21 protein-coding genes are annotated in these 21,246 nt (G+C 57.6%); 4 read left to right on the top strand and 17 right to left on the bottom strand.

Features of this window, described 5'->3' with window-relative positions:
• Positions 1–43: 43 nt before the first annotated feature.
• The 11 genes from D3878_RS15385 to D3878_RS15335 all read right to left on the bottom strand — a co-directional run bounded on the left by D3878_RS15385 (position 44) and on the right by D3878_RS15335 (position 13,731).
• Positions 44–1,261: an MFS transporter gene (locus tag D3878_RS15385; protein ID WP_119786291.1), complete on the bottom strand. Its 1,218-nt coding sequence runs from the start codon at positions 1,259–1,261 to the stop codon at positions 44–46.
• A gap of 140 nt (positions 1,262–1,401) precedes the next feature.
• Positions 1,402–2,238, bottom strand: coding sequence for an alpha/beta fold hydrolase (locus D3878_RS15380; RefSeq protein ID WP_119786290.1), 837 nt, complete (start codon positions 2,236–2,238; stop codon positions 1,402–1,404).
• 2 nt (positions 2,239–2,240) lie between these two features.
• Complete coding sequence (locus D3878_RS15375) at positions 2,241–3,311, bottom strand: branched-chain amino acid ABC transporter permease (RefSeq protein WP_119786289.1); 1,071 nt, start codon at positions 3,309–3,311, stop codon at positions 2,241–2,243.
• On the bottom strand, positions 3,308–4,339 hold the full coding sequence (locus D3878_RS15370; protein WP_119786288.1) for a branched-chain amino acid ABC transporter permease: 1,032 nt from the start codon (positions 4,337–4,339) through the stop codon (positions 3,308–3,310). The genes D3878_RS15375 and D3878_RS15370 overlap by 4 nt, the downstream gene beginning before the upstream one ends.
• A gap of 7 nt (positions 4,340–4,346) precedes the next feature.
• Entirely contained in the window at positions 4,347–5,084 is a 738-nt protein-coding gene (locus D3878_RS15365) for an ABC transporter ATP-binding protein (protein ID WP_119786287.1), read from the bottom strand.
• Entirely contained in the window at positions 5,081–5,887 is an 807-nt protein-coding gene (locus D3878_RS15360; protein WP_233556349.1) for an ABC transporter ATP-binding protein, read from the bottom strand. Before D3878_RS15360 ends, D3878_RS15365 begins: the two co-directional genes overlap by 4 nt.
• Positions 5,888–5,992: 105 nt before the next feature.
• The gene (locus tag D3878_RS15355) at positions 5,993–7,174 is read right to left on the bottom strand and encodes a substrate-binding domain-containing protein (protein WP_119786285.1); all 1,182 of its coding nucleotides are present in this window, start codon (positions 7,172–7,174) and stop codon (positions 5,993–5,995) included.
• Between the two features lie 652 nt (positions 7,175–7,826).
• Positions 7,827–10,478, bottom strand: coding sequence for a DNA topoisomerase III (locus tag D3878_RS15350; protein WP_119786284.1), 2,652 nt, complete (start codon positions 10,476–10,478; stop codon positions 7,827–7,829).
• A 307-nt stretch (positions 10,479–10,785) separates the two neighbouring features.
• Positions 10,786–11,262 (bottom strand): Smg family protein, encoded by a 477-nt coding sequence (locus tag D3878_RS15345; protein WP_119786283.1) that lies wholly within the window; start codon positions 11,260–11,262, stop codon positions 10,786–10,788.
• 244 nt (positions 11,263–11,506) lie between these two features.
• Complete coding sequence (gene dprA, locus D3878_RS15340; RefSeq protein ID WP_233556348.1) at positions 11,507–12,649, bottom strand: DNA-processing protein DprA; 1,143 nt, start codon at positions 12,647–12,649, stop codon at positions 11,507–11,509.
• 8 nt (positions 12,650–12,657) lie between these two features.
• On the bottom strand, positions 12,658–13,731 hold the full coding sequence (locus tag D3878_RS15335; protein WP_119786281.1) for a LysM peptidoglycan-binding domain-containing protein: 1,074 nt from the start codon (positions 13,729–13,731) through the stop codon (positions 12,658–12,660).
• A 186-nt stretch (positions 13,732–13,917) separates the two neighbouring features.
• On the opposite strand from D3878_RS15335, the gene def reads away from it, so the two are divergent.
• Positions 13,918–14,454, top strand: a complete 537-nt coding sequence (gene def, locus D3878_RS15330) for a peptide deformylase (protein ID WP_119786280.1) — start codon at positions 13,918–13,920, stop codon at positions 14,452–14,454.
• Between the two features lie 27 nt (positions 14,455–14,481).
• On the opposite strand, the gene D3878_RS15325 is transcribed toward def, so the two are convergent.
• From D3878_RS15325 to D3878_RS15305, 6 genes are all read right to left on the bottom strand, one after another.
• Positions 14,482–14,868, bottom strand: a complete 387-nt coding sequence (locus D3878_RS15325; protein WP_199688175.1) for a hypothetical protein — start codon at positions 14,866–14,868, stop codon at positions 14,482–14,484.
• Positions 14,869–14,881: 13 nt separating this feature from the next.
• Entirely contained in the window at positions 14,882–15,226 is a 345-nt protein-coding gene (locus D3878_RS23525) for a DUF6559 family protein (protein ID WP_147383990.1), read from the bottom strand.
• 171 nt (positions 15,227–15,397) lie between these two features.
• Positions 15,398–16,021, bottom strand: coding sequence for a hypothetical protein (locus D3878_RS15320; protein WP_119786279.1), 624 nt, complete (start codon positions 16,019–16,021; stop codon positions 15,398–15,400).
• A gap of 309 nt (positions 16,022–16,330) precedes the next feature.
• On the bottom strand, positions 16,331–17,344 hold the full coding sequence (locus D3878_RS15315; RefSeq protein WP_119787928.1) for an IS110 family RNA-guided transposase: 1,014 nt from the start codon (positions 17,342–17,344) through the stop codon (positions 16,331–16,333).
• A 142-nt stretch (positions 17,345–17,486) separates the two neighbouring features.
• On the bottom strand, positions 17,487–18,092 hold the full coding sequence (locus tag D3878_RS15310; protein ID WP_119786278.1) for a hypothetical protein: 606 nt from the start codon (positions 18,090–18,092) through the stop codon (positions 17,487–17,489).
• 138 nt (positions 18,093–18,230) lie between these two features.
• Positions 18,231–19,286 (bottom strand): hypothetical protein, encoded by a 1,056-nt coding sequence (locus D3878_RS15305; protein WP_119786277.1) that lies wholly within the window; start codon positions 19,284–19,286, stop codon positions 18,231–18,233.
• A 321-nt stretch (positions 19,287–19,607) separates the two neighbouring features.
• Between D3878_RS15305 and fmt the strand changes: the two genes are divergently transcribed.
• From fmt to D3878_RS15290, 3 genes are all read left to right on the top strand, one after another.
• Entirely contained in the window at positions 19,608–20,561 is a 954-nt protein-coding gene (gene fmt, locus D3878_RS15300; RefSeq protein ID WP_119786276.1) for a methionyl-tRNA formyltransferase, read from the top strand.
• A gap of 137 nt (positions 20,562–20,698) precedes the next feature.
• Complete coding sequence (locus D3878_RS15295; protein WP_119786275.1) at positions 20,699–20,941, top strand: DUF2061 domain-containing protein; 243 nt, start codon at positions 20,699–20,701, stop codon at positions 20,939–20,941.
• A gap of 68 nt (positions 20,942–21,009) precedes the next feature.
• Positions 21,010–21,246: a hypothetical protein gene (locus tag D3878_RS15290; RefSeq protein ID WP_119786274.1), complete on the top strand. Its 237-nt coding sequence runs from the start codon at positions 21,010–21,012 to the stop codon at positions 21,244–21,246.

Genomic DNA, 21,246 nt, shown 5'->3' with positions numbered 1-21,246 from the left:
GTTGCCATCCATTCCGGCCTGGTCACGCCAGGCGCAGGACACCTCAGGCCGCCGTGACCTGCTTGCGGACGATGGCCTTTTCATTGATCGGCAGGTTGACTACGGCGGCGAATACGCCCAGCGCAATCGTGATCATCCACACGGTATTGTAGCTCCCCTCTTTGGTGAACAGGTAGCCACCCAGCCAGACTCCGAGGAAGCTGCCGACCTGGTGTGAAAAGAACACGAAGCCGGACAGCATCGACATGTATTTCACGCCAAAGATGCCGGCCACCACGCCATTGGTGAGCGGCACGGTGGAGAGCCACAACAAGCCCATCGCCGCAGAGAACACGTACACCGACGCCGAGGACAAGGGCGCCAGCAGGAACAGGGCGATCACCACCGTGCGGGTGATGTAAATGGAAGACAGCAGGTAGCGTTTGGGCAGCCTGCCCCCCAACTTGCCGGCGTAGTAGGATCCAAAGATGTTGAACAAGCCGATCAGCGCCAGCGCGATCACTGCCACGTTGGGGTCCATCATGCCCTTGTCCTGCAGGTAGGCGGGCAGGTGCACGCCGATGAACACCACTTGGAAGCCGCACACGAAATAGCCGGCCACCAGCAGCAGGAAGGGTTTGTAAGCGAAGGCTTCGCGGATCGCCTCGCCGATGCTTTGCTGGTGGCCGCCATGGTCGGCATACACCGGCTCGCGCAGGTACCAGGCCATCGGCAGCATCACCAGCAGCAACAGCGCCGCCAGCAGGTAAAAGGCATTTTGCCAGCCGGTGGCGGATATCAGCTGCTGCTCGATCGGCATCAGCACGAACTGGCCGAACGAACCGGCCGCGCCGGAGATACCGAAAGCCCAGGAACGCTTTTCCGCCGGAGCGACACGGCCGACGATGCCGCTGACGACGCCGAAAGCGGTACAGGCGAGCGCTGCGCCGCCGAGCGTGCCGGCGCCGAGTACGAACAGGGTCGGCTGCGTCACCAACGCCATCCACAACAGGCTGGCCGCATACAGCAGGGCCCCGACGATGACCACGCGGGCGGTGCCGAACCTGTCGGCAGCCATGCCGGCGAAAGGACCAAACGCGCCCCACATCAGGTTTTGCAGGGCCATGGCCAGCGAGAAGGTTTCACGCGTCCAGCCATTGGCTTGCGAAATCGGCTGCAGCCAGAAGCCGAAGCCATGACGCACACCCATCGCCAGGGTCAGCACGAGGCCGCTGGCGATCAATACGGTTTTCAGGTCGGGGGCGCGGCTGGCAGTCCACATGGCGGGCAGTCTCTTGCAGTAAAAGACTACGAGTTTAACGCAAAAGAGGGAGCCTGGCGGCAGCAACATTTCTGAAAGGAAATTTCCTTCCTCAATGCCTGGGCAGCGGGAAAATGGCGCAGGCAGACCGCGGCGCAGCCTCAGCGCGCCAGGAAGCTGCGCACGATCTCGATCTGTTCCGGCACGTTCAGGCACGGCGCGTGGCCGCAGCCAGGAATGATGGCCGCCTGCGCGCACGGACCGCGCCGGGTCATTTCATCGACCACGTCCTGCAGCAAGAGGTCGGAGCTTTCACCGCGCAATACTAGGGTCGGCATGTCGAGCTGGTCGTAGAATTCCCAGGTACGGTAATCGGTCGGGTGCACGAAGAACTGGCGCACCATGGCAGGATCGTAATGCGTGGTGATCTTGCCGTTGGGCAGACGGCGCGTCGAGGTTTCCGTCATGCGACGCCACTGTGCATCGCTTTGCCAGCCGTAAGGCAGGTACACCTTGCGCAGATAGGCTTCCAGTTCGGAGACGGTATCGAATTGCGGCGGGTTGCCGGCGTACGCCTTGATGCGCTCGAGCGCCGCGAGTGCCAGCATCGGGCCATTATCGTTCAATACCAGGTGACTGATGCGCCCTTTGAGCGTGGTGGCCGCGGCACGGGTGCCGATGGCGCCGCCCATCGAGGTGCCGACCCAGCGCGCACGCGCGATACCGAGCTGGTCGAACAGGGCTTGGGCAATCTGGGCGTAGAACGCCAGGCAGTATTCCTGCTCTGGCGCGGTGCTCCATTCGGAATAACCGCGCCCGATGGTGTCGGGCGCGATGATCCGGTAAGTGCCGCACAACGCCTGCGCGAGATCGTCGAAATCCCGGCAGGTGCGCGCCAGGCCGTGCCACATGATGAGCGGCGGGGCATTTCTGTCGCCCCACTCGACATAGTGGATTTCACGGCCCTGGCAACGCAGGTAGTGCGAGCTTGGCGACATGCCTACTTCTTGCGCAGGGCACGCAGGCGCAGCTTGCCAACAATACCCATCGGCAGGAAATACACCGACAGGATGAACATCACGCCCAGCCAGAGAATCCAGCGATCGGGATCGAACAGGTGCGAGACGAATGGAATCTCTGCGGTCGCTGTATGAACTACCTTCATCAAATCTTGCAGATAGTTTTCGGCAAGCAGGAAGATCGTCGTCCCGGCCAAAGCGCCATACATCGATCCCATTCCGCCAATCACGATGATCAACAAAATATTAACCATGATGTTGAACGATAGCGACGTGTCCGGGCCGTTATAGCGCAACCACATCGCCAGCATGCAGCCGGCCATGGTGGCAAACAGGGCGCCCAGGATATTCGACCAGATCCGGAAGATCACGATCCGGTAGCCAATGGCTTCCGCACGGAAGTCATTTTCACGGATCGCCTGCAAGACGCGACCAAACGGCGAGTTCACGATACGCAGCATTGCCAGGAACAGCACGACTGCCATCACGAACAGCACGTAGTAGGTCAGCAGGCGGCCATTGATGGCAACGCCCAGCACCGGATTTTCCAGGAAGCTGGTTCCCGGAGAGAATACATCCGGCAGCTTGAAGTTCAAGCCGTCGTCACCGCCTGTGAGTTCCGACATTTGCGATGCCAGCGTCAGAAAGGCGGTTGCCACTGCCAGGGTGATCATGGCGTAAAACAACGCCCGCACCCGCAGCGACATCAGGCCAATCACCAGTGACAGGATCAGCGACAGGGCAAGCGCGCCGCCCATGCCGATGAAGAGACTGTCCCAGCCCGCACCCATGCGGCTACTTGCGATGGCGACACCGTAAGCACCGATCCCGAAAAACATGGTGTGGGCAAAGGAAAATATCCCCGTGTAGCCTAGCAACAAGTCAAAGCTGGCAATCAGAACGATAAAGATCAGGATTTTGGCGGCGACATTCAGCGCCTTTGCTCCGGGGAACAAAAATGGTGCGAATGCCAGACCCAGCAAAATCAGGATCAACAATCCGGACAGCACGCGGCTGCGCGGAAAATCGGAGGAAAGAATGCGCGAGATCATCGGTTGGTCACCTTATAGATACCGTTTGGACGCCATACGAGAATTGCGACCATCAACAGGATATTGGAAACGAGAGCCACTTTCGGCGTCAGATAACCGGTGTAGTTGGCCAGCAAGCCAACCAGCATGGCGCCGATGAAAGAGCCGCCGGTAGAACCCAGGCCACCGATAATGATCACGATGAAGATCAGGACGTTGACGCCTGCACCCATCTGTGGCGTCAGCCCTTGCTGGTACAGCCCCCACAGCACGCCGCCCAGCCCCGCCAGTGCGGTACCGGTGACGAACACGCCGACGAACAGGGACTTGATGCGGTAGCCAAGACTTTCCACCATTTCGGCATCCTGCACGCCGGCGCGGATCAGCAAGCCAAGCTTGGTACGGTTCAGCACCAGCATCATGATGGCAAACACGATCAGGCCGATCACCACGGCAAAGATGCGGTATTTCTCGAACGGAACGCCGAGGAATTCACCGCTACCCAGCAGGGTAGTCGGCACGGCCATGGGCATCTGCGCAGCGCCCCAGATCACCTTGATCAGCTCCTCGCCAACCACCATGCCGCCCATGGTAATCAGGATTTGCATCAGGTGCAGGCCATACACACGGCGCACCAGGACCCGTTCGAATACCCAGCCGACCAGGCCGGAGACCACCATGGCTGCCACGATGGCGACCATGATCGCGCCGATATTGAGCAGCATGCTATCCGCAGCGACCCAGCCGGATAGCACGCCCAGCACGGAATAGGCAACATAGCCGCCTAGCGCGATGAACAGGCCATGGCCGAAGTTCAGCACATCCATCAAGCCGAAGATCAGGGTCAGGCCGGAGGCGATGACGAAGATGATCATGCCCATCGCGAGGCCGGCGATGGTCAGGGTCAGCCAGGTCGAAGGGCTGATGAAAGGCAGCGCCGCCAATGCCAGAACCGGCGTCAGCAATAGCGGGATCCAGTCGATCTGCTTTTTCGGAATTGCCGCCGTCTGGACGGCTTTTTTTGCAATGGGAAGTTCAGCTGTGCTCATGATTTCCTCATTGGTGAGCGTTCAGGGAAAGGCCGAGCAGCTGTGTTTGCAGCGCTTCGTCCTCAGCCAGTTCTGCCATCAGGCCGCGGTGCACGATCTTGCCGTTATCCATCACGGCCACCGTGTCGCCCAGCTGCTTGGCAAAGTTGAAGTTCTGTTCCACCAGCAGGATCGTGGTGTCGGTCTGCTTGAGTTCGCGGAACGCCGAAATCATGTTGGCGATGATCGCCGGTGCCAGGCCCTTGCTGGGTTCGTCGATCAGCAACAGCTTGCGCGGCTCGACGATCGCGCGCGAGACCGCCAGCATCTGTTTCTGGCCACCGGACAGCTTGCCGGCAGGATGCTCCCAGAATTTCTTCATTGCCGGAAACAGCGAAAAGATCCAGTCCAGGCGCTTCTGGTCGATGTCTTCGACGCTGCTGGCGCCGCGCGCGGCGAGGATCATGTTTTCACGCACGGTCAGGTCGGAGAAAATCCCCATGTTTTCCGGTACGTAGGCGATGCCTGCGCGGGAAATATCGGGCGTCGGTGTCTTGGTGATGTCGACACCGTCAAAGGTAATCTTGCCTTTGGATGCCTGCCACAGGCCCATGATGGTGCGCAGGGCAGTGGACTTGCCGGCGCCATTACGCCCCAGCAGCATGGTCATCTGGCCGCGCGGCACCTGCAGGTCGACGCCGTGCAGGATGTGATAGGGACCGATGTGCGTATTGACGCCTTCGAGTTTCAACAGGGGTGCATTCATGCGGCTTCTCCAACCGGCGCAAGACCGAGGTAGGCTTGTTGAACGACAGGCGAGGCGATCACCGCTTCCGGTTCACCATCGGCCATCAGGGTTCCGTTGTGCAGCACGATGATGCGGTCGGCCAGTTCGCGCACCACATCCATCTTGTGCTCGACCAGCAGGATGGTCTTGTCGCTCTTGGCTTTGAGGCCGCGAATCAGGTCCAGGATCACCGGCACTTCATCGACGCTCATGCCGGCGGTCGGCTCATCGAACATGTAGATCGACGGGTCCAGCGCCATCAGCAAGCCCACTTCCAGCTTGCGCTGGTCGCCATGCGGCAGTGCCGCGGCGTAGATGTTGCGCTTGTTGGCCAATGCGACCGTTTCGAGAACTTCCTCGGCGCGCGTGATCAGGTCCTTGTGGTCGCTCCAGATATGCCACATGTCCAGACCCAGTTCGCGGCGCGATTGCAGCGCCAGGCGCACGTTTTCCAGCACCGTCAGGCGCGGGAACAGGCTGGTGAGCTGGAATGCGCGGCCCAGGCCGGCATGCATGCGCGCCGAAGCCTGCAGATGGGAGATGTCCTTGCCATGCAACAGGACTTGCCCGGTTGAAGCCGTCAGCTGGCCGGAAATCAGGTTGAAATAGGTGGTCTTGCCAGCGCCGTTCGGGCCGACAATGGCGGTCAAGGTACCCGCCTTGAACGCGCATGAAACCGAGTTAACCGCGACGTGGCCGCCGAAACGGATCGTCAAGTCGCGCGTCTCCAGAGATACAGTGCCGGCTTTCTTGCCGGCCGTATCCATTTTTTTTACAGACATGCAGCACCCCGCTAAAAAATCTGTGTGATCTGCCCGGGGCAGGGGGAACTACCACCCGCCCCGGTTATATGCCCGCTATCGCGGACCGCTCGCTACAGCGCGCGATTAACGCTTGTTGCGGATAGGAATTTCCATTTCTTCCGGCTTGATTTCGCGCACCAGTTCAGGCACGCCCCAGACGAATGCCGGGTCGTTCTTGATCTTGAAGTGGTACATCGATTGCATCGCCTGATGGTCTTCCTTGCGGAAAGTCATCTTGCCCTTCGGTGTGTCGAAGCTCATGCCTTCCATGGCGGCGATGAGCTTGTCGGTGTTGGTGTCGCCACCGGTCTTCTTCAGGGCTTCGACCACGGCGATACCCGCTGCCATGCCACCGGCCGTGAAGAAATCAGGCGGGGTCTTGAAGCGCTTGTAGTGCTCGGTATTCAGCCAGTTGTTGATCGGGTTTTTCGGGATGCCGTAGTAGTAGTACAGCGCGCCTTCCATGCCCGGCAACTTCTTGTACGACGCCATCGCCGGCAGGATGTTGCCGCCGGTGGAGATTTCGATGCCGTAACGCTCTTTCAGGTTCATGTCGCCAAACTTGCCGAACGGGTCGCCGCCACCGGCCCACATCAGCCACATGATCTTGCGACCCGGCTGGTCCTTGAGCTTTTCGATGATGCGCTGCGCGCTGGCGGTGAAGTCGGTGGAGGTCGGCGGGGCGTATTCTTCATGCACCAGCTTGGCATTCTTGATGGCGCCCTTGAAGGCCTTGATGCCGTCACGGCCAAAGGAAGAATCCGGTGCGAAGGTCACGATGGTGGTGCCAGCCTTGTCGATGGCCACGGCGTTGGAGATGGCGTCCTGGGACGAATTGCGGCCGGTGCGGAAAATGTACTTGTTCCATTTTTCGCCGGTGATGGCGTCGGCCACGGCCGGTTCCACCAACAGGATCTTCTTGAATTCTTCGGCGATCGGCAGCATGGCCAGCGCCACGCCCGAGTGGGTCGGGCCGACGGCGATGTCAGCCTTGTCATCCTGGTAGGCGGCGGTCAGCTGGGCCTTGCCGATGTCGGGCTTGCACTGGTCATCCTTGTCGATCAACACCAGTTTGTTGCCGTTGACTTCGTTGGTGCCCTTGGTGGCATATTGCAGGCCGAGCTGCAGGCCCACCTGGGTTTGCTTGGCGTAGGCTTCCAGGATGCCGGTCTTGCAGTAAATGTGGGCAATCTTGATGTCCTTGGCTTGCACGGATGCAGCGGCGCACATGATGGCCAGGGCGGATACTACGTGACGTCTCATCATCTTCTTTCCTCTTGGTGGGTTGAATCAATCAATATATTGCAAGCATTGTGTAGCAGATCAGCATTACTGCCAGTCTGTCAACACATGGGAAGCGTCAGCGTGTTTTTTTGCCGACAATTCCACACTTTCTTACATTTGAAAACTTCCCTGCGCCCGAATCGGTTGTGCCTATTCGGTTCCAATGGCTTCATGTTGGCGAAGCCTTGAGGTGCGCCGACCCGCAAATTTGTGTCAGCTGAATGTTATTAACGCAGAGTAATGAAGTGCCAGCATCGGCTTGAATTTGTGCACCGCGTCAATACGGCGGGTATTATAGCCATAATGCCAACTTTGGAATAGTTCTTTGTCTCCGAAGGAAGTTTGATCTATCACAAATTTCCCCTTCTAACTCTTTCTTGTTTTATTGCATTCTAGGGATGCTTACTTAAACAGGAATTAATTTTTTGTGTATTTTTGCAATGTAGGAGAATAGATTCCCACAGTCAACATTGCATGAAAAGATGCTTTTCGTACACGCGAACGCGTCACCACCTGCGATGCGGCCACGCCGGGGGAGAATCGACAAGACAAGCGGGTGCCTGGCGAAAGTGAGAACGGGAAGATAAAGGGACGTCCTGGCGGCACGGCAGCCGCCAGGGCAGACTGCCGCGAATTACGCGACAGCCTTTTTGGCAACAGCCTTTTTGGCGGCAACTTTTTTAGCAGGCGCTTTTTTTGCCACGGCGCTCTTGGCAACAGCCTTTTTCAGCGGCACCTTGGTTGCTGCTTTTTCTACCGGGGCAGCAGCGTCATCGGCCGGCTTGGCAGCCTTGCCCTTGGCGGGCGCCTTGGCCTTGCGCTCCTCGAACTCGAAGCTGACCTTGCCATCCTTGCCGCGTACCAGGAAAGCCTTGAACGGGCGGCGCGTGCGCTGCGAGACAAAGCCCGGCAAGAGATCCGTCTTGCCGTCATTTAAGAGCTTGGCCATCTGCTCCGGCAGGATTTCCTGCTGCAGGATGATGCGGCCGCTGCGGAAGTCGCATGCCTTTGGCTTGGCCACGGTCTTTTCGCAGACATAGGCCAGGCCCATTTCATACACCCCGCTGGCGCATTTCGGGCAAGGCCCAAGGGCGGTCTGGCCAGTGAAATCGACGGCTTCGGCATTCTCGTCGTCCTGATTCTGGCCGAAATCGAATTCGAGCTTGTAATTGTTGTGCTCTTCGTCGCGGGCGATTTTCAGGATGGCGGCAAACGGCCGCCCCATCTTCGAGCGGAAACCTTGCAGGGGGCCGATCTCACGCTGGGCCAGCAACTCCTCGACTTCAGCGATTTCAAACTGGCGGCTGCCCGGCGTCTTCGACATCGAAAATTCGCACTTGGTGCAGGCAAAGCGCCGGTAGTTTTCCTTGACCACACCGCCGCAATTCGGGCAGGGCGTCTTCAGGGTCGCGTACTCGCCGGGGATGGTGTCGTTGTCGTATTCCTTGGCGCGCTTGACGATGATTTGCGTCATTTGCGCGATCTCGCGCATGAATTCCTCGCGGCTGATCTTGCCGCGCTCCATTTGCGCCAGCTTGTATTCCCAGCCGCCAGTCAGCTCGGGCGAGGTCAGTTCCTGCACGCCGAGGCCGCGCAACAAGGTCATCAACTGGAACGCCTTGGCGGTCGGGATCAGTTCGCGCCCTTCGCGCAGCAGGTATTTTTCGTTCAGCAGGCCTTCGATAATGGCTGCACGCGTGGCCGGCGTGCCGAGGCCCTTGCCGGACATGGCTTCGCGCAGTTCATCATCATCGATCAGCTTGCCGGCGCCTTCCATGGCGGAGAGCAGGGTGGCTTCCGAATAGCGCGCCGGTGGCTTGGTCACCAGGCCGTAGGGTTCGACCTTGTCGGTCTTGACGGTTTCGCCCTTGGCCACGGCGACCAGGATCTTGGCCTTGTCCTCGTCCTTGTCGCCGGCCGCTTCCTTGCCATAAATGGCCAGCCAGCCGGGGTCGGTCATCACCTTGCCTTCGGACTTGAACTGGTGGCCGGAGACTTCGGTGAATCGCGTGGTGACCTGGAATTCGGCCGCCGGAAAAAACACCGACATGAAACGGCGCGTGACCAGGTCGTACAGTTTCTGTTCCGGCTCCGACAAATTCTTCGGTGCCTGGGTGGTCGGGATGATGGCGAAGTGATCGCTGATTTTCGTATTGTCGAAAATCCGCTTGTTCGGCTTGACCCAGCCCTTGTTCAGGATCTGCTTGGCGAACTGATGATAGTTATTGTTTTCCGCTACCGTTTCCAGCGTCTGCTGCACTGTCGCAATATAGTCTTCCGGCAGATGGCGCGAATCGGTACGCGGATACGTCAGTACCTTGTGCTTTTCATACAGCGCCTGCGCCAGGCCCAGCGTATTCTTGGCCGAGAAACCGAAGCGGGAATTGGCTTCGCGCTGCAGGCTGGTCAGGTCGAACAGGGCCGGTGCCATTTGCGTGGTCGGCTTCGACTCTTCGGTGACCTTGCCAATCTTGCCGCGACAGGCGGCAACGATCGATTCGGCAGCGGCGCGGCTCCACAGGCGCTCGGCCCTTTTTTCGGGGTCGGTCTCGTCCTTCTTGTGCCTGGTGTCGAGCCAGCGTCCTTCATAAATGCCGGCGGCGCAGACGAAGTCGGCGCGCACTTCCCAATAGTCGCGCGGCACGAACTTCTTGATCTTTTCCTCGCGCTCGACCACGATCGACAAGGTCGGCGTCTGCACGCGGCCGACCGTCGTCAGGTAAAAGCCACCTTCCTTGGAATTGAAGGCCGTCATGGCGCGGGTGCCGTTGATGCCGATCAGCCAGTCGGCTTCGCTGCGGCAACGTGCGGCGTCGGCCAGCGGCAGCATGTCCTGGTCTTCGCGCAAGTGCTTGAAACCATCGCGGATCGCGCCCGGCGTCATCGACTGCAGCCACAGGCGCTTGATCGGCTGCTTGGCTTTGGCGTATTGCGCAATCAGGCGGAAGATCAGTTCGCCCTCGCGCCCGGCGTCGCAGGCATTGATCAGGGCCGTGACATCCTTGCGCTTGATCAGGCGGTTCAAGACTTTCAGGCGCGACTCGGTCTTGGCGATCGGGTTCAGGGCGAAGTGCGGCGGAATCATCGGCAGATGGGTGAAGGTCCATTTGCCGCGCTTGACATCATATTCTTCCGGCACGCCGATTTCGACCAGATGGCCGACCGCCGACGACAGGACGTACTCGTCGGACTCGAAGTACTCATCGTGCTTGGTAAAGCCACCGAGCGTCTTCGCGATATCGTTGGCGACGGAAGGCTTCTCGGCGATGATGAGGGTCTTAGTCATAAATCCATTCTCGTGTGGTGGGCGGTGCGACGCTTTGTCCGCCGCTGTGGACAAACGGACCTGGCTGGGGCTGTGCTGCTTTCATGAATGGAAACAGACTCGCGTTGCGGCCAGGGCTCGTCGTCAAGCCTCTGACAAATTGGCAATTTGCGGCCAATGATAAGCGCGTTCCGCCACAATCCGCAAGCCGCGTGCAGAAGAAGCACCCGGCCCGGCCCGGAAAATTATGAAAATGGTAAGGCAGAAGCCGGCACGAGCGTGCCGGCTGGAAGGACGTGGGCGAAGACCAGGCGGTGAATGCCGATGCTTAGTGCAATAGCCGGGCTTCGGTATTTTCGTTGTCCCAGAACAGTTCGTCGAACATCAAGCCATCCGGTTCCTTGCCCTGGCTCCACAACACCATCAGTACAATGACCTTGAGCTTGTCGAGCGAAAGCCTGCGGTCACTGGCAGCAAGCGCGCGTTCAATGACGATTTCGCGCTGGATCGGGTCGAGCAGCTTGGCAGACTCGAGGAATTGAATGAAGCCGACCGCCGCAGTGCCGAGCACTTCGAGCTCTTGCGGCGCATAAAAACGCATGCCCCCCGAAAATTTGGTCTGTTCCGGATAACGATCGGAAAAATCGGTGGTCGCCTTGTCAAGATCGGTCAGCCAACCCAGCGCCTTGCTGATTTCATCGTTTTCAAATCCCACTGCCGACAGCTTCTTGACCAAGGCCTCCGGGTCCGGGCAGGCGTCGGGACGATAGTAGGTTTCGTAGAGGTAAACAAGGACGTCGAACATGATTCTAATGTAGCCTTAAGATTGCGGAGTGACAAGCGCTAGACGCAGCATGCCGGATTCATCAGTTGCGCATTGTTGACACTGACATGAAGCAATAATACCGCATGGATAATTTTATACGAGGATGAACACTACTGGTCATGCATGCGATGACAGCTGATTACGGAAGGTGAATGCCGTGCAAATTGCACAAAAATACGGCACGCGTACTCTATAAAAGACTGTGCCCTGAGGAAAAAGTTCGCTACTGCAAGCGGCGGTAGATTTCGCCGGGCAGACGTTCCAGGCGGCCTTGCAACTCCAGCGTGAGCAATTTTGCATGCAGGCTGGCGATGTCCTGGCCGGTGCGCTGTGCCAGGGTTTCAACATCGACCGGGTCGAAACCGAGCAAGTCCAGCAACGGATCAGGCGGCGGCGCGGCGGCAATAGCGTCTGCCGGCGCAAGGACGGCGCCAGACCTCTCCTGGCCGTATTCCTCCAGTATGTCCTGCGCCGATTCGACCAGCTTGGCGCCCTGCTTGATCAACTGGTGGCAGCCCTTGGCCAGCGGCGAATGAATGGAGCCAGGAATGGCGAAAACGTCGCGGCCCTGTTCGGCAGCCATGCGCGCCGTGATGAGCGAGCCCGATTCGGCAGCCGCTTCGATCACCAGCACGCCGCGCGACAAGCCGCTGATGATGCGGTTACGGCGCGGGAAGTTAGCGGAAAGGGCGGCTGTGCCGAGCGGATATTCGCTGACAATACAGCCGGCTTGGGCGATCTGGTGCGCGAGCGCGCGGTTGCGGGTCGGGTAGACAATATCGGCGCCGGTGCCAATTACAGCGACGGTGGCGCCGCCCGCACCTTGTCCATCGACCGCATGGCGCAGCGCGCCTTGGTGCGCGGCGGTATCGATGCCCAGCGCCAGGCCCGAGACGATGGTCCATCCGGCCAGGCTCAGGGCTTCGGCAAATTTTTCAGCATTAACAATGCCTTGTGCCGTCGCATTGCGGCTGCCGACCACCGCCAGCGCCGGGCGCGACAACAGTTCGATGCGGCCTTTGACATACAGCAGCAGGGGCGGATCGGCGGTGTGTAGAAGGTTCGCCGGGTAATCGGCATCGGCCAGGGTGAGGATGTGGTTGCCGGGTTCGCCCGCCCATTGCAGCGCGCGTTCGATCCGGGCGCACAATGCGGCATCGGGCGACGCCGCCAGCGCTTGCACGATGCGTTCGGAAACCAGTTCGCGCAAGGCATTGAAATCGGCACTAAAAACATTGGCTGGCAAGCCGAAGCGGCGCAGCAGCTTGCGCGCGGTTTCCGGGCCGACCCCGCGCACCGCTTCCAGCCGCAGCCAGTGCGCCAGCTGATCGGCGTCCGCAGGCGCCTGACCGAGCGTGCCGGCCACCTGCCGGCTTATTCGGGTGACCTGGCGACGTCGCCGACCTGCACGGTGTCGGCCACGTGCATGATCAGCGCGTATGAGATGTTGTCGAATATACGGAAGACGAACAGCGCGCCGTATTTTTCATCCGGCAGCTTGATCATTTCCTTGGTATCGGTACGATCCCGGATCAGGCCGCCATGGCGGTACAGCTCCAGCACGGTGCCCAGATCGACGCCATCCTTGGCGCCGCGGTTGATCGAGACGATCTGGTTCTGGCCGGCGTGGGTGACGCCGCCATAGACCGAGACGATGCGCGCGGCCACTTGCTGCTCGGGCGCGTGCGGTACGTAATTGAGCATGGGCGTTGGCGGCACCGGCAGCAGGCGGTCGCCCACGCCCATCTCTTCCTTCGAGCTGACTACCATGAAGGAATGCGCCTCATTGGCCTCCTTGGCGGCGCGGGTCAGTTTCAGCGTGCCAAGATAAGCGGCTTCATAGCCGATCACTTGCTTGGTATCAGGATCGAGCAGCGGCTTGCCCGGGCGGAAAGCCTGGAACGAGGTTCCGCCTTTCAAGTCACCGCTGACATACGCCCGGTCATTCTTGGCGAGACTGACGCGGCCTTCCTGGCTGGCGACGATGCGCGGCGTGCCTTGCAATTGTTCCGCCGTGACGATCAGCGGCTGCGACAGGAAGGGCTCGATCGCGCCCGAAGGAATTGCCGGCACCGCGTCCTGGCCCATGCCTTCGACACGCACTTGCGGCGACAGCCGCACCGTGCCGCCAGTACCGCCGGCGCCAACCGGTTTGCCCAGGCTCAGGCGGCCGGTGGTACGGTCGAAATAAACGATCTGTCCAGGATAGATCCAGTGCGGATTCTTGATCTGGTCACGGTTCAGGCCCCAGACTTGCGGCCAGCACCACGGATGTTGCAGAAATTTCCCGGAGATATCCCACAGCGTATCGCCGCGCACGACCTTGTGCGAATCCGGCGCGTCGGGCTTGAATTCGCATTTGGCGGCCGCAACTGCAGCAGGCGAAACCAGCGCGGCGCAAGCCGTTGCAAAAACGAGAGAAACGACGGCTGTGCTAAAATTTTTCATGGTTTATCCGATGAATGTGGCCAGATTTTTCGGTCATTGGCAATGCGCAGCCACAGCAGGGTGCCAACATATCGATACATGATACGTGGCAACAGTTGTCAATTTGAATCAAATTCTGCACATAAATCATTGAACTAGCAAGAGAAACTACACCCCTAACTCGCCGAATTGTTGCGCAAAAGTCGTATGTCATTATTAAATATTCTGCGGTATCCCGATCCGCGCCTGCACAAAATCGCCCGGCCCGTCACGGTTTTCGACGCACGCCTGAAGCAGCTGGTGGCCGACATGGCTGCGACCATGTACGACGCGCCCGGCGTCGGCCTGGCCGCGACCCAGATCGATGTGCACGAACAGATCGTCGTCATCGACACCTCGGAAACGCAAAATGCGCTACAAGTGTTCATCAATCCGCAAATCGTCTGGTCCAGCGCAGAAAAGCGCGTCTATGACGAAGGCTGCCTGTCGGTGCCCGGCATTTACGATGGCGTCGAACGTCCCGCGCAGGTGCGGGTGAAGGCGCTGGATCTTGAGGGCAAGCCTTTCGAGATCGAAGCCGACGATTTGCTGGCGGTCTGCGTGCAGCACGAGATCGACCATTTGAAGGGCAAGGTCTTCGTCGAATACCTGTCGCCGCTGAAGCGCAACCGCATCAAGACCAAGCTGCTGAAGGAAGAAAAGGAAATGCAGCGCAGCCGGCAGAAATCTGTCGGCGTGTATTGACGTTCTTCTTGCCTGTCCGACTGGCATTCATTGATTGCGGCCCTCCATGTGAAACCTGTGGAGGATGCGATGTGCGACCGGCGCGAGAATGATGCCGGCAACGAGGATCACCGCCAGGCCGCAGTAAAGTGCATACAGGCCCGCAAAGAGTTTGCCGCCAAAGGTGACCGGTGTATTCACGGGGCCCATTCCGCCCAGGAGCATTGATGCGTTCAGAAATGCATCAATCCAGCTCAGACCCTCAAAAATGCGGTAGCCGACCATCCCGGTGAAAAGTGAAACGACGATGAGTGCGAGTGCGATGACCCCGCTGTGGGCCAGTCGAATAATGAACTGGTGCGGAGAAATTACTGGCTGAGCGCGATGCTCAAAGTCAGGGAGTAGCCTTTTCACTGGTGTTGATATTTTCAGCATGCAGATTCTTACGTCAAAAGTCCACAAAATCAAAGATGGACCAGTCCATGTCAGGAAACTCAAGCCAGGAAAGATCAATATCGAACCACGATGCGTCTGAAGCATTACTTACCGACCCAAGCATTTCACTTTTCATCGCAGCGTAATCACACTTCTCTCCAATGGATTCATGATAGGCGTCGAAGTCTGAATGACTATTGAATGCCGCATGTGACCAACAGCCTGCATCAATGCCAATGTCATTTCGGCGATTCGCATCCTTTACCTGTTGGACGGTATAAAAACGCTTCTTACCGTAATGTTTGACCAGATCATTTCCGACGGCTTTTACTTGTGATTTTCTGTCGCGTGGCGACATTGCACATGCACGCATAGTTCTCCCTATTTTTCTTATGGCATTCAGGTAGAAGTTGGGCTACTGACAGAGGCTTCTTGCCGAGGACATTCAGATCGAACGCCGCGCTAACAGGCGCGCAACACGTGCCGCGAAGCGGCAGCTTTATGTTGCGTGTTCTGGTTCAGCGAATTGTTATGCATAAAATTCTCGAAATACGGCTGATGCGATAGCCAGGAAGCTAAGTGTATAGGGAACATACAGGTCAGAAAATGACTTGTCTCCCATCATGGAAGATAACCATGCTTTTAGAGTGATGAGCTCGTATTTGGCGTAAGAGATATTGTGTATTTCTTTTTCGGGATGAAATTCACCTTGAGAATTTTCTACGCTAATAAGTAATTTGCGGCTGAACAGATTTTTCTCAATTAATGTATTGACCGGAATTGGAATGTACTTCTCCTTGGTTTCAATACCATGGTAGGCATTCCAACCATCTTTGTAAGCTACTCCAGCCTCATTCTTAAAATTTTCTACCAGCGGAGTAATTAGACCTCGATATGAAGTCGAGTTGTTGATCCGCTCTTTGACCTCGTTCTGAAATTTTTCATGTAATGGCCTGGCGTATAGCCAATACCTCCAGAGCAAATACGCTAGCGAGATGTAAGCGAGAGTGATGATCGCTTGCCCGTCAGTTAGCTTAATGCCGCCGCCGAGAAATGAAATAGATTCTGCTTTTCCGCCTGAAAACTCAAAGACAACGAGGCCCAGTGAGACACCTAAAAGGTTTCTTCTTTGTTTCTGGAATTCAGTGTCCACGATGTTCTAACCTTTTATGCATAACGCCACGCTAATCTATGGACTCCCTCCGTTTTGCAAGACATTCCGTATTGGTGTTGAACTGAAATCGACTGCACAAATCTATCCGGCCTACTATGGCACCCGTCGGCACCGGCCCTGATGACATTCGCTCGCAGACTGCTTCATTAGCTAAGCGGCCTTTGCTTCGGCCAGCGGCGTTATCAGGCTCTTGTCTGCGTGAGTTCGACCCATTTCTTCATCAATCCGTCTTGCTCGCAATCGTCGGCGGGAACCTCCGTTTGGTTAATCTTCAGCGCCCGATTTCTGTCAGGCCGCCGTCCTGTATGCCGTTCCTTTGGCCAGCATTGCCCACATGATCCTGGCATGCTTGGCCGCCAACGCCACTGCCGCCACATTGCTGCAAGACCGCTTTTGCAACTCGACCGCCCACTGGCTCTTGCGATCGGACTTCCCGCCTGCTGACCGCATCACGCTGCGCGTGCGGTGAATGAGCAGCGTTCGAAGCCGCACATCCCCGCGCTTGCTGATGCCACCCAGCCGGCTCTTGCCACCACTGGAATGCTGGCGTGGCGTCAACCCCAGCCAGGCGGCAAATTCCCGTCCATTGCGAAACAACCGGGCATCCCCGACACTGGCCACAATGGCAGTTGCCGTGATCGGCCCCACGCCTTCAATGGCCATCAACCGCTTGGCCGCTTCGCTTTGCTTGGCCATCGCACTGATCTTGCGTTCGTATTCCTGGGCCTTGGCTTCCAGTTGCTGCATGCGCTCGTACAGCTCGCAGATCGTCTCCTTTGCCAGTAACGGCAAGGTGCGTGCCCCCGTCTGGATTTCCATCATGACCCGCCGCAGCCGCGCCATGCCTCGCGTCACCGCAATCCCGAATTCACCCAGTAGGCCGCCAATCTGGTTGGACAGCGCAATTCGTTCCGATACCAGCAAATCCCGGGCGCGATGCATCGTCAGGATTGCCTGCGCCTCTTCACTCTTGACCGGAACAAATCGCATGTTCGGCCTGCCCACCGCTTCGCAAATCGCTTCGGCATCGTTGGCGTCATTCTTCCCGCTCTTGCGGTAGGGAATGACGAATTGCGATGCCATCAACCGGGCGTCATGCCCGAGCCTGCCCAACTCGCGCGCCCAGTAATGCGCACCGCCACAAGCTTCGATGCCCACAAGACAGGGCGGCAATTTGGCAAAGAACTCGAGCAGGTCTCCACGGGACAGCGTTTTCCTGATCTTTGTCTTGCCGTGTTCGTCGACGCCATGTACCTGAAACACCAGCTTTGCAATATCCAGACCGATTCGCACGATAGCCATTTCCATGCCCCCAGAAAAGATGCGGTGCCCTTGTCCCGCTCGCTTCTCAGTCTATCCAGCTTCAGAGGTGGAGGGAGTCCATGTCATTAATTGAGCGGCGCGTGCAAGCAGCGCTTGCCATGCGTCCGTCTCGAATTTCATGTTAGATTCCCTTCGCAAGAGCTTGAAGCTCCGGTGAATGGAGTACCTCATATCCGAGCTGACGAAGGGATACCAGGTGTGCATCTTCGATAGGGGCTTCGTTCATCTTGCCTTGAGTTTCGTAAATGAATGCGCCGACAGAACCGTCCTGCGCCAACGCTTCATACTGGGGCGTCAGTTTCAAATCCACGTGCGCTCCACCGTCTTTATTCGCGGCAGCAAGGACGATGTCTCTTCTCGAGATCCTGTGGCCCCCAAAAACCATCACGACTTGCTCCCACCACTTCGGTACCGGCACAAACGTACTAATCGGAGGTCCGTCGCCGAGTTGCGGGAAGTAGTCGTTCTTGCCGTCGGAACTCATGCGCATCATTCCAAGGCCGACGAAGAAAAGCGTTTGAGGAGATGGTTCCGAGGTAGTAGAAAACAGGTTAATCGTCGTCGCATTCAAGTGCTGCAGTAATGAAGTGGACGCTTTGGTGTTGTGGATAAGGACTCGGATGATCGTGGCAATCCGAATGGCTTCGTCGCGATATCCGGCATCGTAGCTTTCGCACGATCTTTCAAGAAAGCCAAGTTGTCGCTGAAGGTGCTCTCGAAAATCCATAATTTAATCCAGTGTGTATTGGGAATCTAACGTGGAAGTCACCGTCGCTGCGCGGCTTTATCGCGCAGCGTCCGGTGGACCCGCAGGGTTATGCATCACCGGGCCACCTGATGTCCGCGATGCCCTTGTGCTTTGCTCTCACGCTTCAATGCACGGTTGTAGGCGAGGGTCGCTGTCAGTTACCACCATTGTGTACTTGGGGCTGGCAATAGTCTTGGCTCGGTCTAGGAATGAAGGCGCAGCCTCGATGCGCGGTTTGATCTGTTGTGCAAGCTTCTCCACATCCGAAACGATTTCCTCCTTGCGCTTCGAAATTGACTTGGCTCTGAAGGATTCGCCTCCTTTGAATTCCAGTACGGATAGCAATGCAGGTAACTTGTATTGGTCGTTTTCGACAGTGCGCCGATTATTTCCGTAAAGCTGGAAATGGCCGGGAAACCCTTCGTCGAAGATTGCAAAATCGGGGATATAGTACTGGCGCGTTCCGTAGCGGGTGCAGTTGAAGAAAACCTCAGACGCCACTTGTCTGTGGAGGAGACCCGCGCGACGGAGGGCGTGGTAGAACAAATCTACATGGGAACACTCAGGCCCACTATCACGAGCCACTTCAGCAAAGAAGTCGTTCCAAAGCGCTTTGCTTGCCATGAGTTGCCAAGGGTCGACTTGCGGTGTGCGTTGAGGCGCCTCCAGCTTCCGCGCTGTTCGCTTTCCTGCCACCCATGTTTGATATTCGTCATCAAGCTGCGAGAGATACGCAAAGCTTGTTTCTTGATCGTTGGAAAGGCCGGAGTATTTCTCAAGATCAGATCGGAAAAACGCGATACCCAGCGCAGCAAGATCAACGCACACGAGCCAAGATTCAACTGGCTTCGACGACCTTCGTTGCAGACTATGCAACTTGGCGAGATCGTGCTGGAGCCCTTTCCCTTTGCTTTCGACTTCCTTCATGTTCGCGAGAGAATTGCGGTGACCATTCGCTCCTGCTTTTAGCTCAACCGCGATGACGCGGTCGGCATCTTCGAGAACGAAGTCGACTTTGCCGCCTTCAGCCGGTTCTTCTCTACGAATTTGGTTCTGTCGAAATTCGCTTCTGGCGTGATGGTAGAAGATAGACTGGTAAAGACCTTCGGAGCCACACACAGTCTTCGCCTCGGAGAAGAATCCGGAAACAACTCTTTCGAATTTAGAGGTCATACGATTGCTACTCCCATTGCGGCATAACATTTGGAGCTGATCGGCGACGCGCTTGCGCGGCGACCGTATTTCCCGTCCGCAAGAACTGTGTAATTAAAAGGCATGGCTATCCAATATGCACAGCACCAAGCTGACACGCACTTCGCAAAATCGCATGTGATCCCCGCATCCTGTGGCCTTGCAACGCAACATCAACTTATACAGCCCCCTGTAAACACTGGTTACACAAAGTCCTACCTGCTCAAGTTACCGCCAGTGTATGTGTGTTTTATCCATCTAGCAACAAACGCATCCCAAGCCGCCCGTAATACAATCTCGTCCATGAAAATCATCTACGCCGGTACCCCCGAATTTGCCGCCGTCGCCTTGCAAGCCTTGCACGCCGCCGGCCATGAAATCGTCCTCGTCCTGACCCAGCCCGACCGCCCCGCCGGACGCGGCATGCAATTGCAGGCTTCACCCGTCAAGCAGTTCGCGCTGGCCCATAATCTGCCGGTGGCGCAACCGGTATCCCTCAAGCTTGATGGCAAACATCCGCAAGTGGCGCGCAACGCCCATGACTTGCTGCAATCCGTCGGTGCCGATGTGATGGTGGTGGCGGCTTATGGTTTGATCCTGCCGCGCTCGGTGCTTGATATCCCGAAATTTGGCTGCATCAATATCCACGCCTCGCTGTTGCCGCGCTGGCGCGGCGCGGCGCCCATTCATCGCGCCATCGAAGCGGGCGATGCCGAAACGGGCGTGACGATCATGCAGATGGAAGAGGGACTGGATACGGGGCCCATGCTGGCCATGCAAAGCCTGCCCATCGCCGGAGACGACACCACCGGCACCCTGCACGACAAGCTCGCGGCGCTCGGCGCAGACATGATCGTGGCTGCCCTGGCCCAGCTTGAAAAAGGCAATATGCCGGCCACGCCGCAACCGCAAGCGGGCGTCACCTACGCTGCGAAGATCGCCAAGGAAGAGGCCTTGCTGGACTTGTCACAATCCGCCACCAAAGTGGCGCGCAAGATCCAGGCTTTCAATCCCTTTCCAGGGGCATCGGCTTTATTCAATGAAGTTGCCGTCAAGCTCTGGCAAGCGGAAACGCTCGCCAACAATAACGGTGCGGTACCAGGACAAGTCCTGCAGGCAGATGCGGATGGCGTCGTAATTGCCTGCGGCAGCGGCGCAATCCGCGTGACGCAATTGCAAAAACCCGGCGGTAAGCGCCTGGCTGCGCGCGAATTCTTGCAGGGGTTTGCCCTGGCGGGCGGGAGTTTTCAGGCGTGATGCCCGATAGTTTTCTTAAATAGGGTGAAGCTATCAATTTTTTAAATTTTATAAATTTTATCTAATGAATGAGAATCCTTATCATTCGCTTGTGGGCGTATCAAGCGCTACCAATCATCAAGATAGGGAGTCTCATCATGGTCACTGCAGCTAAAACCGCCAGTCAAGTCGGCTTGCACATGGGCGTCGCCTTTGGCGTCATGTATGTGATCACCGGTTCGCTGGCATTTGGTGGCGTGGCGGCGATTCTCGAACCTATTTGCAATGTGGTGCTATTGCCATTGCATGACAAAGCCTGGGAAAAGATCCGCGCCCGGCTCGATGCCAAAAATCCGCCAAGCAGCGTTTCCCCCATGCCGGATGGGGCGCAACCCGCCTAGCCTGGAGCAGGCAGGCACTTTTGCCGGCAATCCGGCGTCTACCGGCATCTACGCGACAGGAATCAGCCATGTACATGGTGTATTGGACCGAGCATGACAACGACCTGCCGTTGACGCGGGCGCAGGCCTTCAATTCCAGCCAGATGGGTGCAGCCCTGCACTTCATGGAACAGTTACGCATGCGTAAACGCGCCGGCGAGCCGATCAGCTTTGTCACCATGTGTTCGGAAAATCCGCATGTGGTTGGTCATGCCGGCGTTGCCGATCCGGCGGCGGATTACAACTGGAAAAAACGCCGCAGGTAA

Source organism: Noviherbaspirillum sedimenti (assembly GCF_003590835.1).
GTDB classification, from domain to species: Bacteria; Pseudomonadota; Gammaproteobacteria; order Burkholderiales; family Burkholderiaceae_D; genus Paucimonas; species Paucimonas sedimenti.
The sequence above is the reverse complement of the archived record's forward strand: the minus strand, read 5'-3'. Positions and strand labels throughout refer to the sequence as shown.

What these genes read in the sequence shown, in the direction of transcription:
- D3878_RS15385 (WP_119786291.1), bottom strand. Translation starts at nt 1,261, where the DNA reads ATGTGGACTGCCAGCCGCGCCCCCGACCTGAAAACCGTATTGATCGCC.
- D3878_RS15380 (WP_119786290.1), bottom strand. Translation starts at nt 2,238, where the DNA reads ATGTCGCCAAGCTCGCACTACCTGCGTTGCCAGGGCCGTGAAATCCAC.
- D3878_RS15375 (WP_119786289.1), bottom strand. Translation starts at nt 3,311, where the DNA reads ATGATCTCGCGCATTCTTTCCTCCGATTTTCCGCGCAGCCGCGTGCTG.
- D3878_RS15370 (WP_119786288.1), bottom strand. Translation starts at nt 4,339, where the DNA reads ATGAGCACAGCTGAACTTCCCATTGCAAAAAAAGCCGTCCAGACGGCG.
- D3878_RS15365 (WP_119786287.1), bottom strand. Translation starts at nt 5,084, where the DNA reads ATGAATGCACCCCTGTTGAAACTCGAAGGCGTCAATACGCACATCGGT.
- D3878_RS15360 (WP_233556349.1), bottom strand. Translation starts at nt 5,887, where the DNA reads ATGTCTGTAAAAAAAATGGATACGGCCGGCAAGAAAGCCGGCACTGTA.
- D3878_RS15355 (WP_119786285.1), bottom strand. Translation starts at nt 7,174, where the DNA reads ATGATGAGACGTCACGTAGTATCCGCCCTGGCCATCATGTGCGCCGCT.
- D3878_RS15350 (WP_119786284.1), bottom strand. Translation starts at nt 10,478, where the DNA reads ATGACTAAGACCCTCATCATCGCCGAGAAGCCTTCCGTCGCCAACGAT.
- D3878_RS15345 (WP_119786283.1), bottom strand. Translation starts at nt 11,262, where the DNA reads ATGTTCGACGTCCTTGTTTACCTCTACGAAACCTACTATCGTCCCGAC.
- D3878_RS15335 (WP_119786281.1), bottom strand. Translation starts at nt 13,731, where the DNA reads ATGAAAAATTTTAGCACAGCCGTCGTTTCTCTCGTTTTTGCAACGGCT.
- def (WP_119786280.1), top strand. Translation starts at nt 13,918, where the DNA reads ATGTCATTATTAAATATTCTGCGGTATCCCGATCCGCGCCTGCACAAA.
- D3878_RS15325 (WP_199688175.1), bottom strand. Translation starts at nt 14,868, where the DNA reads ATGCTGAAAATATCAACACCAGTGAAAAGGCTACTCCCTGACTTTGAG.
- D3878_RS23525 (WP_147383990.1), bottom strand. Translation starts at nt 15,226, where the DNA reads ATGTCGCCACGCGACAGAAAATCACAAGTAAAAGCCGTCGGAAATGAT.
- D3878_RS15315 (WP_119787928.1), bottom strand. Translation starts at nt 17,344, where the DNA reads ATGGCTATCGTGCGAATCGGTCTGGATATTGCAAAGCTGGTGTTTCAG.
- D3878_RS15310 (WP_119786278.1), bottom strand. Translation starts at nt 18,092, where the DNA reads ATGGATTTTCGAGAGCACCTTCAGCGACAACTTGGCTTTCTTGAAAGA.
- D3878_RS15305 (WP_119786277.1), bottom strand. Translation starts at nt 19,286, where the DNA reads ATGACCTCTAAATTCGAAAGAGTTGTTTCCGGATTCTTCTCCGAGGCG.
- fmt (WP_119786276.1), top strand. Translation starts at nt 19,608, where the DNA reads ATGAAAATCATCTACGCCGGTACCCCCGAATTTGCCGCCGTCGCCTTG.
- D3878_RS15295 (WP_119786275.1), top strand. Translation starts at nt 20,699, where the DNA reads ATGGTCACTGCAGCTAAAACCGCCAGTCAAGTCGGCTTGCACATGGGC.
- D3878_RS15290 (WP_119786274.1), top strand. Translation starts at nt 21,010, where the DNA reads ATGTACATGGTGTATTGGACCGAGCATGACAACGACCTGCCGTTGACG.